This window comes from Pseudomonas sp. CC6-YY-74, assembly GCF_002025205.1.
GTDB classification, from domain to species: Bacteria; Pseudomonadota; Gammaproteobacteria; order Pseudomonadales; family Pseudomonadaceae; genus Aquipseudomonas; species Aquipseudomonas paeninsulae.
The window spans coordinates 321,271-335,259 of record NZ_CP019947.1 but is presented as its reverse complement, the minus strand read 5'-3'; the positions used below and the strand labels follow the sequence as shown (position 1 = coordinate 335,259).

At 62.8% G+C, this 13,989-nt stretch carries 10 protein-coding genes; 7 read left to right on the top strand and 3 right to left on the bottom strand.

The window, feature by feature from the left end; genetic code table 11:
• Positions 1-154: 154 nt before the first annotated feature.
• Complete coding sequence (locus B2D37_RS01530; protein WP_079201069.1) at positions 155-1,036, bottom strand: LysR family transcriptional regulator; 882 nt, start codon at positions 1,034-1,036, stop codon at positions 155-157.
• A 184-nt stretch (positions 1,037-1,220) separates the two neighbouring features.
• Between B2D37_RS01530 and B2D37_RS01525 the strand changes: the two genes are divergently transcribed.
• The 3 genes from B2D37_RS01525 (at position 1,221) to B2D37_RS01515 (ending at position 6,188) form a co-directional block, all read left to right on the top strand.
• Entirely contained in the window at positions 1,221-2,324 is a 1,104-nt protein-coding gene (locus B2D37_RS01525) for an alcohol dehydrogenase family protein (RefSeq protein ID WP_256573135.1), read from the top strand.
• Between the two features lie 2 nt (positions 2,325-2,326).
• Positions 2,327-3,433, top strand: a complete 1,107-nt coding sequence (locus B2D37_RS01520) for a mandelate racemase/muconate lactonizing enzyme family protein (protein WP_079201068.1) — start codon at positions 2,327-2,329, stop codon at positions 3,431-3,433.
• A gap of 391 nt (positions 3,434-3,824) precedes the next feature.
• On the top strand, positions 3,825-6,188 hold the full coding sequence (locus B2D37_RS01515; protein ID WP_079201067.1) for a DNA polymerase II: 2,364 nt from the start codon (positions 3,825-3,827) through the stop codon (positions 6,186-6,188).
• Between the two features lie 472 nt (positions 6,189-6,660).
• On the opposite strand, the gene B2D37_RS01510 is transcribed toward B2D37_RS01515, so the two are convergent.
• Positions 6,661-7,422: an alpha/beta hydrolase gene (locus B2D37_RS01510; RefSeq protein WP_079201066.1), complete on the bottom strand. Its 762-nt coding sequence runs from the start codon at positions 7,420-7,422 to the stop codon at positions 6,661-6,663.
• Positions 7,423-7,639: 217 nt separating this feature from the next.
• Here B2D37_RS01510 and B2D37_RS01505 point away from each other — a divergent pair, with 217 nt between their 5' ends.
• The 4 genes from B2D37_RS01505 (at position 7,640) to B2D37_RS01490 (ending at position 12,014) form a co-directional block, all read left to right on the top strand.
• Positions 7,640-7,993: a RidA family protein gene (locus tag B2D37_RS01505; protein ID WP_079201065.1), complete on the top strand. Its 354-nt coding sequence runs from the start codon at positions 7,640-7,642 to the stop codon at positions 7,991-7,993.
• 570 nt (positions 7,994-8,563) lie between these two features.
• Positions 8,564-9,922: a D-serine ammonia-lyase gene (gene dsdA, locus B2D37_RS01500; RefSeq protein ID WP_079201064.1), complete on the top strand. Its 1,359-nt coding sequence runs from the start codon at positions 8,564-8,566 to the stop codon at positions 9,920-9,922.
• Positions 9,923-10,309: 387 nt separating this feature from the next.
• Positions 10,310-11,260, top strand: a complete 951-nt coding sequence (dsdC, locus tag B2D37_RS01495) for a DNA-binding transcriptional regulator DsdC (RefSeq protein ID WP_079201063.1) — start codon at positions 10,310-10,312, stop codon at positions 11,258-11,260.
• A 76-nt stretch (positions 11,261-11,336) separates the two neighbouring features.
• On the top strand, positions 11,337-12,014 hold the full coding sequence (locus B2D37_RS01490; protein ID WP_079201062.1) for a DUF4197 domain-containing protein: 678 nt from the start codon (positions 11,337-11,339) through the stop codon (positions 12,012-12,014).
• Positions 12,015-12,134: 120 nt separating this feature from the next.
• Here the strand turns inward: B2D37_RS01490 and gtfA are convergent, their stop codons facing one another.
• On the bottom strand, positions 12,135-13,577 hold the full coding sequence (gene gtfA / locus B2D37_RS01485; RefSeq protein ID WP_079201061.1) for a sucrose phosphorylase: 1,443 nt from the start codon (positions 13,575-13,577) through the stop codon (positions 12,135-12,137).
• Positions 13,578-13,989: the final 412 nt, after the last annotated feature.

Sequence of the window (13,989 nt, the reverse complement as noted above, 5' to 3'; positions counted from 1 at the left end):
ACGGGCTGAGGTTCATTGCTAATCAGGTTCCTTTCGGTCCGACATGCTTTAGGTTGCTGACAACGGTGTCGGGGGCTATTCGAGCGCCCCTGCGGTCATTCGTAAGGGCATCTCGGTCTGTCGCGAGAGGCGGGAGACGAGCTGAAGAGGATGTTCAGCGAGTCATAAATTTGTCTGCGTTTCTTTGCTGCGCAGCCTGACGCAGGCAGCGGGCGAGTTTCTCTCGTACCGCTTGTTCCACCTGCGATGAGGCGATCATATTCATCTTCAGAATCGCATTGCTGCGTAACAGCTCACCCGGTAGTGGCCGCACCAGATTGGGTTGAATCAGAGACTCCGGCAGCAGCGAGATGGCAAAGCCAGCATGTACGGCGGCGGCTACGTTATCCAGCATGGTGCTGCCAAATACCTGCTGATAGGCCAGGCCGGACTTTTTCAGCCCTTCAAGGCAGAGATCGCGCACGATACAGTTGTCCTCATGCAGTGCCACCGGCAGTTTTTCACCTTCCTCCAGCCGGGCACCGATTGGCGCTGCCCAGATCAGCCGTTCGCTCCACAGCAACTCCTCGCCCTCAGAGTCGGGCTCTCCGGCGACAATGGCAATATCCAGCTCACCCTGTTGCAGCATCTGGCGCAAATTGCGGCTGCGAGCACAGGTGATACGGGCATCCAGGCGTGGTAATTCCTGAATGAGCAGCGGCATAAAGTAGTTAAGGAAGTCCTGGGCATAATCGGTAGGAATGCCAAAGCGCAATTTACCGGAGAGCTGGCCTTCGCTGAGTGCGGAGAGGGCGGCGCTGTTCAGCTTAAGAAATTGTTCGCTGTAACTGAGCAGGGTTTCACCGGCTTCCGTCAGTTTGATACCCCGGTTGTTACGTTCCATCAGTCGGGTGCCGAGCTGATCTTCCAGCCGTTTCAGCTGCATGCTCACTGCCGCATGAGAGCGAAACACCGAGGCTGCCGCTTTTTTCAGCTCGCCCTCTTTGACCACCGCCGAAAAGGTTCGCAGCAGCTCCAGATCCAGTAATGGGCCCATCAGGAAATCCTCAGCCTGGTCCCGGCCAGACTCTTTGCTTGTTCAGAAAAACTGAATAACTAATTAACTGATATTCGTTTGCCTGAATCATGTCGTTTTTTTAAGGTGGATAGCAACGGGTCGCTGAGCTAATTAGCGGCTGATCTATCTCTACCGCCAAAAAATGATGACCGGAGAAGTGCCGATGAACAGTCATAGCGTCCCGCAAACCATGTCCGGTGTGTTGCTCACCGGGCATGGCGGCCTGGAAAAACTGCAGTACCGTGCGGACCTGAATGTACCGCAGCCCGCGTCAGGCGAGGTGCTGATCCGGGTCGCCGCGGCGGCGGTGAACAATACCGATATCAATACCCGCATCGGCTGGTATTCAAAACAGGTGACCGGGCAGACTAACGCCGGTGCCGCCGCTGGCTTTGCCAACATTTCCGATGACGATGCCGGCTGGTCCGGCGCAGCGCTGAGCTTTCCGCGGATTCAGGGCTGCGACTGCTGCGGTTACATAGTGGCGGTGGGTGAAGGCGTCGATGCAGCGCGAATCGGCGAGCGGGTGCTGGTGCGCAACCTGCAACAGAAACCGGGCAATGACCGCGAGTTTGACTGTATTACCTTCGGCTCCGAGTGCGACGGTGGCTTTGCGCAATACACCAAGTCGCTGGCGAATGAGGCCTATGCGATTGACAGTGCTCTGACCGATGCCGAGCTGGCCTCATTTCCCTGTGCCTATTCCACCGCCGAAAACATGTTGCACCGGGCAAATCTGCAGCACGGCGAACGGGTGCTGATTACCGGTGCATCCGGTGGTGTTGGTTCGGCCGCGGTGCAGCTGGCGAAACGTCGCGGTGCTTATGTGGTTGCGGTCTGTGGGGCCGATAAACATGCACAGGTTCTGGCGCTGGGGGCCGATCAGGTGATCGGTCGCGGGCAAAACCTGGCGGATGCGCTGACGCCAGAAAGTATCGATCTGGTGGTCGATCTGGTAGCAGGCCCGCAGTGGCCACAACTGCTGGATATGTTGCGCCGTGGCGGACGTTATGCGGTGGCCGGCGCTATTGCCGGGCCGATTGTCGAGCTGGATATACGGACCCTTTACCTGCGGGATCTGAGTTTCTTTGGCTGTACTTATCAGCCCCGAGTGGTATTTGAGAATCTGATTCGCTATATCGAACAGGGCGAGTTGCAGCCGCTGGTGGCTCGAACCTATCCGCTGCAGGCGATTGCCGAAGCGCAGCAGGACTTTATGGCCAAAGGCTTTATCGGCAAGCTGGTGCTGCTGCCGGAAGGAGAATAACCATGAAGATCGTTGAAATCGCGATCTTTCATCGAGCCTTGCCGATAAACGGCGAGCCCTACAGGATGGCCTTACAGACGCTGACCGAGCTGGATGCAACCCTGGTGCGGATCACTACCGACACTGGTGTGGTGGGGTTTGGCGAATGTTGCCCGCTGGGTCCGGCCTATCAGCCGGAACATATGCTCGGCGCGCGAGCTGCGCTGCAAGAGATAGCGCCGCATCTGATTGGCCTCAATCCGCTGCATATAAACCAGCTGTACGGGGTGATGAATCAGGCGCTGTGCGGCAGCCTCTATGCCAAAGCGGCGATCGATATGGCGTTGTGGGATATTGCCGGTAAGACCTACGGTGTGCGGGTGTGCGATCTGCTTGGTGGCGCGTTGCGTGAGCGGGTGCCCTCCTATTACGCCATCAGCCTGCTGCCCGCCGATGAGGCAGCACTGGTGGCGCAGCAGAAACAGGCCGCAGGTTTTAAGCGGCTGCAGCTTAAAGTGGGCGGGCGGGATATCGCCGAGGATATAGCGGCGGTGCACAAGGTCTCTGAAGTTCTGGCAGCGGACACAGTCCTGGCGGTGGACGCCAACCGTGGTCTCAGTGCCCGTGATGCGATTCAGCTGTCACTGGCCTGCCGCGATCGGCGCTTCGTACTGGAGCAGCCCTGCATGACCTATGAGCAATGTCTCAGCGTGCGCCAGCGCATCGCTCATCCGCTCTACCTGGACGAGGTGATCACCGATCTGAATATGCTGCTGCGGGCGATCGGCGACAATGCCGCCGATGGCTTCGGCATGAAACAGAGTCGGGTCGGCGGCATCAGTCAGATGCGCACCATCCGTGACGTCTGCGCCAGCGTCGGGTTGCCCATGACCTCGGACGATACCTGGGGTGGTGATCTGATCGCCGCCAGCTGCCTGCATATAGCTGCCACCATGCAGCCGTCACTCTGTGACGGCGTGTGGATCGCCGCGCCTTATATAAACGGTCATTACGATGCCGACAACGGCATAGAGATTGATGGCGGTCAGTTGCAGCTGCCAACGGGGCCTGGATTAGGTGTGGTGCCGCATATAGCAGCGCAGGAGCAACCGCTGATGCTGTTTGCCTGAAAACAGGAGAAGCCTCGGGGGCGGAGTGATTTATTTTTAGTCACTCCGACCCCTTAATTCTGGCTAGAACAATACCCTCCCCTGACATGCCTGGCTGAACTTCACCTCCGACCCAACGAGGTAGCCTGGATATGAATTGGTGGAAAACGCTCCGCGGTTTTCCACCGGGTGGCCATCCACCCTAGGCGAACTGTTGAGCGGTGTAGGCTGGACAACCTTTACTTGTCCACCCGCCTCTGCGACTGGCCGCGCCTGGCCCGCAGCCGCCATCCCCAACCCGCTCTCCGCGCCCTCACATTCATCCAGATAACCGCCCCGCTGCCCTGCCCGCGCAATCGCGGCCCATGCCACGTAGAATCGCACCGTGAAACAAGGACTTGAGGTTGCAGCGGTGGATCTACAGCAGGGTTTTGTCCTGACCCGACATTGGCGCGATACGCCGGCCGGCACGCATGTCGAGTTCTGGTTGGCAACCGACGCCGGGCCGCGGCATATCCGCCTGCCTTGCCAGCCCTCGGTGGCGTTTATTCCTGCCGAGCAACGCGCGCTGGCCGAGGCGCTGCTGCGCGGGGAACGTGACGTCGAGTTGCGCCCGTTGGCGCTGTGCGACTTCCACCATCGGCCGGTGCTCGGCCTGTATTGCCGCCAGCATCGCCAGTTGATGAATATCGACAAGCTGCTGCGCAAGGCCGGGGTCGAGGTGTACGAGGCCGATATCCGCCCGCCGGAGCGCTACCTGATGGAGCGCTTTATCACCGCGCCGGTGTGCTTCGGTGGCACGCCGGATGCCAGCGGCATGCTGCTCGAAGCGCAGATGAAGCCCGCCCCGGACTATCGCCCGCGCTTGAAGCTGGCGTCCCTGGACATCGAAACCAATGCCCAGGGCGATCTGTATTCGATCGCCCTGGAGGGCTGCGGCCAGCGCCAGGTGTATATGCTCGGGCCGGCCAACGGCGCGGACACGCCGCTGGATTTCGCCCTGGAGTACTGCGCCAGCCGCCAGCAGTTGCTGGAGAGGCTCAACCAGTGGCTGGCCGCCCATGACCCCGATGCGATCATCGGCTGGAACCTGGTGCAGTTCGACCTGCGCGTGTTGCACGAGCACGCCCAGCGCCTGCAGGTGCCGTTGCAGCTGGGCCGCGGCGGCGATGCGATGGGCTGGCGCGAGCATGGCAGCCGCAACAATCACTTCTTCGCCGAGGCCGCCGGACGGCTGATCATCGACGGCATCGAGGCGCTGCGTTCGGCGACCTGGAGCTTCTCCTCGTTCAGCCTGGAGAACGTCGCGCAAACCCTGCTCGGCGAAGGCAAGGATATCGCCACACCGTACCAGCGCATGGACGCCATCGACCGCATGTTCGCCGAGGACAAGCCGGCCCTGGCGCGCTACAACCTGAAGGACTGCGAGCTGGTCACGCGGATCTTCGCCAAGACCGAGATCCTCACCTTCCTGCTCGAGCGCGCCACCGTCACCGGCCTGCCCGCCGACCGCAGCGGCGGCTCGGTCGCGGCCTTCTGTCACCTGTACATCCCGCTGATGCACCGCCAGGGCTTTGTCGCGCCGAACCTCGGCGAGCGGCCGCCGGAGGCCAGCCCCGGCGGCTTCGTGATGAACTCGCAGCCCGGTCTGTACGAGTCGGTGCTGGTGCTCGACTACAAGAGCCTGTACCCGTCGATCATCCGCACCTTTCTGATCGATCCGCTGGGCCTGGTGGAAGGCATGCGCCATCCCGAGGACAGCGCGTCGGTGCCGGGCTTTCGCGGCGCGCGCTTCTCACGCACCCGGCATTGCCTGCCGGCCATCGTCGAGAGCGTCTGGCAGGGCCGCGAGGCGGCCAAGCGCGAGCACAACGCGCCGCTGTCGCAAGCGCTGAAGATCATCATGAACGCCTTCTACGGGGTGCTCGGCTCCAGCGGCTGCCGCTTCTTCGACCCGCGCCTGGCGTCCTCGATCACCCTGCGCGGCCACGAGATCATGCGCAGGACCCGCGAGCTGATCGAGGCCGAAGGCCATGCGGTGATCTACGGCGACACCGACTCGACCTTCGTCTGGCTCAGGCACGCGCATGGCGAAGAGGAGGCGGCGCAGATCGGCCGCGCCCTGGTGCAGCGCGTCAACCAGTGGTGGCGCGCGCACCTGCGCCAGGAATACGACCTGGAAAGCGCCCTGGAGCTGCAGTTCGAGACCCATTACAGCCGCTTCCTGATGCCGACCATCCGCGGCGCCGAAGAGGGCAGCAAGAAGCGCTACGCCGGGCTGGTCACGGCGGCGGACGGCAGCAGCGAGATGGTCTTCAAGGGCCTGGAAACCGTGCGCAGCGACTGGTCGCCGCTGGCCCGGCAGTTCCAGCGCGAGCTGTACCTGCTGATCTTCAACCGGCAACCCTACCAGGACTATGTGCGCGACTACGTGCGCCGCACCCTGGCCGGCCAGCTCGATGAGCAACTGATCTACCGCAAGCGCCTGCGCCGCCGACTGGACGACTACCAGCGCAATGTGCCGCCGCATGTGCGCGCGGCGCGCATGGCCGACGAATACAACGACCAGCAAGGCCGCCCGCGCCAGTACCAGAATGGCGGATGGATCAGCTACGTGATCACCCTCGCCGGCCCCGAACCGCTGGAAACCCGGCGTACGCCCATCGACTACGAACATTACCTCACGCGCCAGTTACAACCCGTGGCAGACGCCATCCTGCCGTTCGTCGGCGACGACTTCTCCCGCCTGGTCGGCGGCCAACTCGGCCTGTTCTGAGCACGGCGAAGTTACGCAGATGCACCGCCCAGCATTTTCGCAGCCGTAAATCCTGTGTATCTGCAATATTTACGAGGCCGTAGGGTGGATAGAAAAGGTGTCAGCGGTTGTGAAAAAATCGAGCGCAACGCCGCAGCGGGCGTATTTACCGATAAGTAGGGTGTCACTCGCCGCAGGCAGTGCACCGATGGTTAATCGGGGTGGCACACAGCTGGCGGGCTGTCGCTGCGCTCCGAGGCCGCCCTACGGAACGCCGCCCGGACCGCCCTTCGGACAGACCACAGAGTCTGGGATAAGCCGCAATTCGTAGGGTCACTCGCCACAGGCAGTGCACCGTGGAGCAGCGACGCGGCACACACCCGGCGGGTTGTCGCTGCGCTCCGAAGCCGCCCTACGCCCGGGCGGACTGCCGAATTTGTAGCGGTAGCCGTAGGCGAGAGTCTTATCTCAACGGCTCAGCCCCGTCGCCTGTTCACATCGCGGCGCGCAGCAATGGCAGGTACGCGGGGCTTTCGGAGATCGAGTTGTGGCCCTTGTCCGGGATGACCTTGAGCGTGGCCACGCCGGGCGCGAAATGCCGGTAGAGCGCCTCGGTACTCGAACGCGGGATGATTTCGTCCTGCTCGGCCGCGATCAGCAGGGTCGGCACCTTGATGCGCGCGGCATAGGTCGAGGATTCGAACTTGTCCTTGAGCAGCCACTTTATCGGCAGGAAGGGGAACTGCCGGGCGGCGATCGTCTGCAGGCTGTCGAACGGCGTGATCAACAGCAGGCGTGAGGCCGGGCGTTGGCTGGCCAGACGAATGGCGACCCCCGTGCCCAGGCTGCGCCCCATCACCACGGTCTGCGGATGCGCGGCATGCACCCGGTCGAACAAGGCCAGGGCATCGCGCTGAATCGCCTCCTCGGAGGGCGACCCGGCACTGCCGGCAAAACCGCGGTAGTGCAGCAAGTAGAGCGCATGTTCGGGAAAGGCCTGGGAAAACTCGGCCAGGTTCAGCGAAACGTCCTCGGCGTTGCCACCGAAGTAGATCAGCGCATTCGGGCCGGCGTGAGGCCTGACTGACACCAGCACCTCGCCATCGTCCACTGGCAGCCTGAGCAGTGTGTCGGGCTGGCTGATGGAGAGCGGTTGCGGGAAGTAGATGAGGCTGCGCTGGAACACCAACAAGGCGACGCAGATCGCCACATACAAGGCGGCAAGCACTGCCAGGATCGAAAGTATTCGCGACATGCGGTTAGCTTCTCTTCGGCTATGCGGCCGAGCTGAATGACTGCGACGGATCGCGTTCAGGGGGTGTGAAAATATCGAGCGCCGTCGCGAAACCGACGCAGGGCGTTTGCAGGCGGGAATTTTGTCACAACCGCTCAAAACTTCAGCATAGGTTTATACGCCCTGCCCCGCTAAGCTCGTCGTGTCATCCCAAAATCGAACTCTCACAGGAGCCGTCATGAGCATAACCCGATACGAAACAGCTGCACGAATGAGCCGAGTCGTGGTGCATAACCAGACCGCCTATCTATGCGGGCAGGTAGCAGAAGACCGCAGCGCCGGCATTGAGGAACAAACGCGGACCATGCTGGCCAAGGTCGATACCTTGCTGGAATCGGTCGGCAGCAATCGCGAACAGCTACTGTCCGCCACCATCTACATCAAAGACATGAGCCTGTTCGCCGAGATGAACAGCGTCTGGGACAACTGGGTGCCAGCGGGCTTCGCCCCTGCCCGTGCCTGCGTGGAAGCCTCGATGGCCAGCCCTGAACTGCTGGTAGAAATCTCGGTGATTGCTGCCGTCAGCCGTTGATTGCAGGGGGAGGCGTTGCGCGGAGGCTGAGCCTGGCTTCGACCGCCAATCACCACGCGCGCGCCAACTACCCGTGGTGCACTGCCTGCGGCGAGTGGCACCCTGATGTCTACGAGCACGTGGATTGCTCCAGATCGAGCGGTCCGTAGGGCGGCCTCGGAGCGCAGCGACAGCCCGCCAAATGTGTGGCGTACCGGTGATCGACGGCGCACTGCCTGCGGCGAGTGGCACCCTGATGTCTACGCGCACGTGGATTGCTCCAGATCGAGCGGTCCGTAGGGCGGCCTCGGCGCGCAGCGACAGCCCGCCAGATGTGTGGCGTACCGGTGATCGACGGTGCACTGCCTGCGGCGAGTGGCACCCTACGCAGCGCGGATTGCTTGAGGTAATTGGGCGGAGCCTAGGGCGCTATTGCTGGGCACAGACGATCCTGCGTCATCTATCCGTTGCACAAGCATCCTTTGTCAGCAGCTGCGTTGCGCCGCCTAATAGCAGCGTTACGCGGCCTGTTGCTCTGCTCCAGACGCAGCAGAACATCCGCTAGGGCACACCGACTCAAGGAACCTACCCATGCTGCTTGGCAAACCCCTCACCACCTGGTGCGACGAATACCCGCTGCTCAACCAGTTGATCGCGCTGCAGGAGACCAGCTGGTTCAATCCGCGAATCGCCTGCGCGGCCGAGGCCTTGCAGGATGTCGGGCTGACCCAGGCCGACGTCGACGACGCCAGCGCGCGCCTGCTGCGCTTCGCCCCCTACATCGCCCGCGCATTCCCGGAGACCGCAGGCAGTGGCGGAATCATCGAGTCGAGTATCCGCGCGGTGCCGCACCTGCAGGCCCTGCTGGGTGAACGCTATGGACTCAACGGCGGCGGTGCGCTGTGGCTCAAGCAGGACAGCCACCTGCCCATCTCCGGCTCGATCAAGGCGCGCGGCGGCATCTATGAGGTACTCAAGCATGCCGAGGAGCTGGCGCTGGCCGCAGGCTTGCTGCAAATAACCGACGACTACGCCCTGCTCGACAGCGACGCGGCCCGGGCCTTCTTCGGCCGCTACAAGATTGCCGTCGGCTCGACCGGCAATCTCGGCCTGTCGATCGGCATCATCAGCGCCCGCCTGGGCTTCCAGGCCACGGTGCACATGTCGGCCGATGCGCGGCAGTGGAAGAAGGACAAGCTGCGCAGCCATGGCGTGACTGTGGTCGAGTACGCCTGCGACTACAGCGTCGCGGTGGCCGAGGGGCGCAAACAGGCGGATGCCGACCCCAGTTGCCACTTCGTCGATGATGAAAGTTCGACCAGCCTGTTTCTCGGCTATGCCGTCGCCGCAGAACGTCTGAAGCAACAATTGGCCGCCGCGGCGGTCAGCGTCGATGCCGAACACCCGCTGTTCGTCTACCTGCCCTGTGGCGTCGGCGGTGGCCCAGGCGGAGTGGCCTTCGGCCTCAAGTTGGCGTTTGGCGATACGGTGCATTGCCTGTTTGCCGAGCCCACTCACTCACCCTGCATGCTGATCGGGGTGCATACCGGTCGCCACGATGAAGTCTCGGTGCAGGACTTCGGCATCGACAACCTCACCGCCGCCGATGGCCTGGCGGTCGGCCGCCCGTCCGGTTTCGTCGGCCGCGCCATGCAGCGTTCGATCGATGGTTATTACACGGTCAGCGATGAAGAGTTGTATCGCCTGCTGGCGCTGCTGGAAAGCAGCGAAGGCCTGCGCCTCGAACCCTCGGCGCTGGCCGGCGTACCGGGTATGGCCCGCGTGCTCAGCGAGGAGCAAGGCTATCGCGCGCGCATGCACCTGACCCCGGCGCGGATGGCCCAGGCGACTCATCTGGTCTGGGCCACCGGCGGCAGCATGGTGCCTGCGGCGGAAATGGCCGACTATCTGGCCAAGGGCCGCCACCTGTTGCAAGCTGAACAGGCATGAGCCCGGCGCATGCGCTCGATGGTTAGGAAAATAGCGAGCGCAACGCCGCAGTGGGCGTTTTTGGTGATCTGTAGGCTGCCACTCGCCGCAAGCAGTGCACCGATGGTTCGGCGGCGCGGCGCAAATCTTGGCGGGTTGTCGCTACGCTCCGAAACCGCCCTACGAACAAACCGCAGAACTCGGAACAATCCGCAATCTGTAGGGTGCCACTCGCCGCAGGCAGTGCACCGATGGTTCGGCGGCGCGGCGCAAATCCTGGCGGGTTGTCGCTGCGCTCCGAACGGATCGCCGCCCGAGTCGCGCGACTACCCCGACGGACTGCCGGTGTTTGCAGTGGTCGCAGTACGCGAGCGTTTTTTCACAACCGCTCATTGCTAGAATGACCTCATGCTCAATCTTCCCCCTCGGCTTGGCGCCGGGCTCAACAGTAGCCAGTTCGCCAACCTGCATACCTTCCTTGCGGCGGCGCGCCATCTGAGCTTTGCCCGCGCGGCAGACGAGCTATGCCTGACGCCGAGCGCCGTCAGCCATCGTATCGGCCGCCTGGAACGCGGACTGGGGTTGAAACTGTTTCAGCGCCTGACCCGGCAGATTCGCCTAACCGCGGATGGCGAGCGCATCTTCAACATCCTGCAAGGTGCCGTGGGCGAGTTGCTCGAAGCCTTGCAGCAGGCCCCAGGTGCCGAAATCGCCGGGCCGCTGGCGATCTATGTCCGCCCCTCGCTCGCCGAATGCTGGCTGGTGCCGAGGCTGGCCGACTTTACCGCCCGTTACCCCTCGGTTGCCCTGGATATCCGGGTGGGCAACGACATGGTCGACTTCCGCACCCAGAACATCGACTTGGCGCTGTATTTCACCAGCGATGCGTTTCCCGGCCTGATCGCCAGCCAACTGATGGACGAACAGATCGCCCCGGTGTGCAGCCCCGCGTATGCCCAGCGCCATGGCTTGCTGGATAACCCGGACAACCTGCAACAGTGCACCCTGCTGCATGACTCCCTGGCCTGGGACAACGCCGCCTATGATGCCGAGTGGCAACTGTGGGCCAGGCACTTCGGGATTGAGGCCACGCTGCCCCAGCGCAGTCTCACCTTCGACCGTTCCGACCTCTGCGTGCTGGCGGCGATCAATCACGCGGGGATCGCCATCGGCCGCTATCAGCTGGTGCAGCAACGGCTTGAACGAGGCGAGCTCATCCTGCCATTCGGCGGCTTCGCGCTGACCAGTCGCTGTCAATACCAGCTGGTGCACCCAGCCCATGAGCCCATGCCGAGCCGGCTGCAGGTCTTCATCGACTGGCTGCGTGAATGCGTCGCCGCCGACGCCGGGCGGGCATAAAGATAGTCCCAGGGCTTGCACCAGCGCCCCGCTCCGCTACCCTCGCTAGATACCTCAGCGCAAGAAGGATCGCCCCATGTTTCGCATCTCTGCACTCGTTGCCGGCCTGGCCCTGTCTGCCAGCGCTTTTGCCCTGTCGCTCGCCGACCTGTCCCAACAGGACGCCAGCGGTGGACTCAAGGACGCCTTGATTCAGGGCGCGCAGGTGGCGGTCAAGCAACTGGGCGCCCCGGGCGGTTTCAGCAATAACCCGCAGGTGCGCATCGAACTGCCGGGCAACCTCGGCAAGGCGGCGAAAACCATGAAGATGATGGGCATGGGCGCCCAGGTGACGCAGCTGGAGGCCAGCATGAACCAGGCCGCCGAAGCCGCCGTACCGCAGGCCCAGGCCTTGCTGGTGAGTGCAGTGCAGAAGATGACCGTGCAGGACGCCAAGGGCATCCTCGCCGGCCCGCAGGATTCCGCCACCCAATACCTGAACAAGAGCAGCCGCGAGCAGATCCGCGCGCGCTTCCTGCCGATCGTCAAGCAGGCCACCGACCAGGTCGGCCTGGCCCAGCAATACAACGCCTTCGCCGGCCAGGCCGCGAGCTTCGGCGTGGTCGACGCGAAGAGCGCCTCTATCGAAAACTACGTCACCGAACAGGCGCTGGACGGCCTGTTCGAAATGATCGCCAAGCAGGAAGCCAGCATCCGCCAGAATCCGGCGGCTGCGGCGACCAGTTTGGCCAAGAAGGTCTTCGGGGCGTTGTAGGAAGGCAGATGTAAAAAAGCCAGACCTGGGGTCTGGCTTTTTTATGCAGCTAATTTCAACGGGCAGGGCCTGCTGGCCCCGACTACCGGGCGGCTTACCGCGCCGCCCGGAACCGCAGGCTCAACACCGGCAGGACGTTTCCTCTTCCCCCTCGGCCCCGGAGCTGGTCACCGTTGCGGTGCGGAAATTCAGGTCGACGAACAGGTGGCACCAATGCGCGCCGGCGCGCCAGCCCATGGAGACGCTCGACATGTTCGACTGGTGCAGTTCGAACTCGCCGGCGAAGGCCGGGTGGGTCGAGCGCAGCTCCATCAGGCTGAGCAGACGCTGCACCACTGGGGCCTGCAAGGCCTGCTCGGCCTCGTCCAGCGAATAGTAGTGGCGGTTGATTTCCCGCGCCTCGCCCGTTTCCTCCAACAGCTCGGTGTCGTTGTGGCCGGCCAGCAGGCCGACGTAGTAGACCTGAGGAATGCCGGGGGTAAAGAACTGGATCGCCCGGGCGGCGATGTAGGCGTCCTCGTTGCCCTGCAGGGCATCGAAGAAGGTACAGGTGAGCTGGTAGATCGCGCCGACGCTGTGCACGTTGGCGGCCGAACGGCGCAGGATGGGGTCGGCGCTGCGTTCCGAGACGTTCTGGATCAGTGCCTCGATATGCTCACGCGGCAGGATTTCCTCCACATCCGGAATGCAGATGCCATCGTGGGTATCGAGCACGGTGATCTGGTTGTGCGGACACATGCGCAGCCAGGACTTGAGGTACTGGCTGTTGCCGTCGAGCAGCGTATACAGCAGCAGGGGCGGCAGCGCGAAGGCATAGGACCACATGCCGCGCGCCGAGATGGCGTACTGCCAACTCGGGTGGTCATGCACCTCGGGCAGTATCTCTATGCCGCTGGTCGCCGCCGTGTTCTTGAACCAGTCGAGGATCTGCCACACCTGCGGCTCGACCAGAAAGCAGCTGGTGCCGATCTTCTTGGTGGTGTAGCCGAAGGCATCCAGACGCAACAGTTTCACCCCGCGCTCGCCGAGAAAGGTGATGGTGTCGGCCATCATCTGGTAGGTCACCGGCGAGTCGTAGTTGAGGTCGATCTGACGCTCGGTGAAGGTGCACCAGACCCGCCCGCTGCTGCCGTCGGCAAAGGTGATTTCGCGGAACGGTTCCTTTTCCTTGCGGATGTGGATCTTCGCCAGATCGTCCGAGCCGATCTCGCCCAGGCTGTCGACATCGACGAACATCTCGGCCCACTCCGAGTCATCGCCCTTTTGCAGGTAGTCCTGGAACTCCGGCGAGTCATCGGCCAGGTGATTGAGTACCAGATCCAGACAGACATCGTAGTGCGCGGTCAGGCGCTCGATGTCTGCCCAATCGCCGAGAGCCGGGTCGATGCGCTTGTGCGTCAGCGGCGAGAAACCGCTGTCGGCATTCGACGGAAAGGGTGGCAGAACATGCACCCCGCCCACCGCGCGACCGAGCTTGTGTTCGACGAAATTGGCCAGGTCAGCCAGGTCCGAACCGATGCGGTTGGGATAGGCGATCAAGTGGACGGTATTTTTCAATGACATGCGAGGTCTCCCTGAATTCATGGAATTTAGTGCAACCCATGCAATGAGCAGCAGAAGACAAACCAGCGCAGGAATCAGGCCTGCAACGCAACGGATTCACGCGCAAAAAACCACGCCTGCCGGCAACTGCCTGCCACAACGGTAACAGCTTGAGTCCGGCCTGTGGGCGGACAGCGCCCGCCAAAATCAGTTCGGCGCCGCGCAGAATGGGACCAACAGCGGGATTTGTAGCCCGGCTGAGCGCCAGCACAATCCACGGATGCGTTGCGGATGGCGCCACGTTCGGCAGCTTATCCGGCGACCAGAACTGGGGAGGGTCGACGCCGCCTTTTTCAGCCAGCATCGCTACTGGCGGATGGATTAAGCGTCATCCACCCGACAATCTCGCAGGGCCTGCAGACCCACATAGGCG

Excerpts from the sequence above, each read along its gene's own strand:
- dsdC (WP_079201063.1), top strand. The coding sequence starts at position 10,310 with ATGCTCAATCTTCCCCCTCGGCTTGGCGCCGGGCTCAACAGTAGCCAG.
- B2D37_RS01530 (WP_079201069.1), bottom strand. The coding sequence starts at position 1,036 with ATGGGCCCATTACTGGATCTGGAGCTGCTGCGAACCTTTTCGGCGGTG.
- B2D37_RS01525 (WP_256573135.1), top strand. The coding sequence starts at position 1,221 with ATGAACAGTCATAGCGTCCCGCAAACCATGTCCGGTGTGTTGCTCACC.
- gtfA (WP_079201061.1), bottom strand. The coding sequence starts at position 13,577 with ATGTCATTGAAAAATACCGTCCACTTGATCGCCTATCCCAACCGCATC.
- B2D37_RS01505 (WP_079201065.1), top strand. The coding sequence starts at position 7,640 with ATGAGCATAACCCGATACGAAACAGCTGCACGAATGAGCCGAGTCGTG.
- B2D37_RS01490 (WP_079201062.1), top strand. The coding sequence starts at position 11,337 with ATGTTTCGCATCTCTGCACTCGTTGCCGGCCTGGCCCTGTCTGCCAGC.
- B2D37_RS01520 (WP_079201068.1), top strand. The coding sequence starts at position 2,327 with ATGAAGATCGTTGAAATCGCGATCTTTCATCGAGCCTTGCCGATAAAC.
- dsdA (WP_079201064.1), top strand. The coding sequence starts at position 8,564 with ATGCTGCTTGGCAAACCCCTCACCACCTGGTGCGACGAATACCCGCTG.
- B2D37_RS01510 (WP_079201066.1), bottom strand. The coding sequence starts at position 7,422 with ATGTCGCGAATACTTTCGATCCTGGCAGTGCTTGCCGCCTTGTATGTG.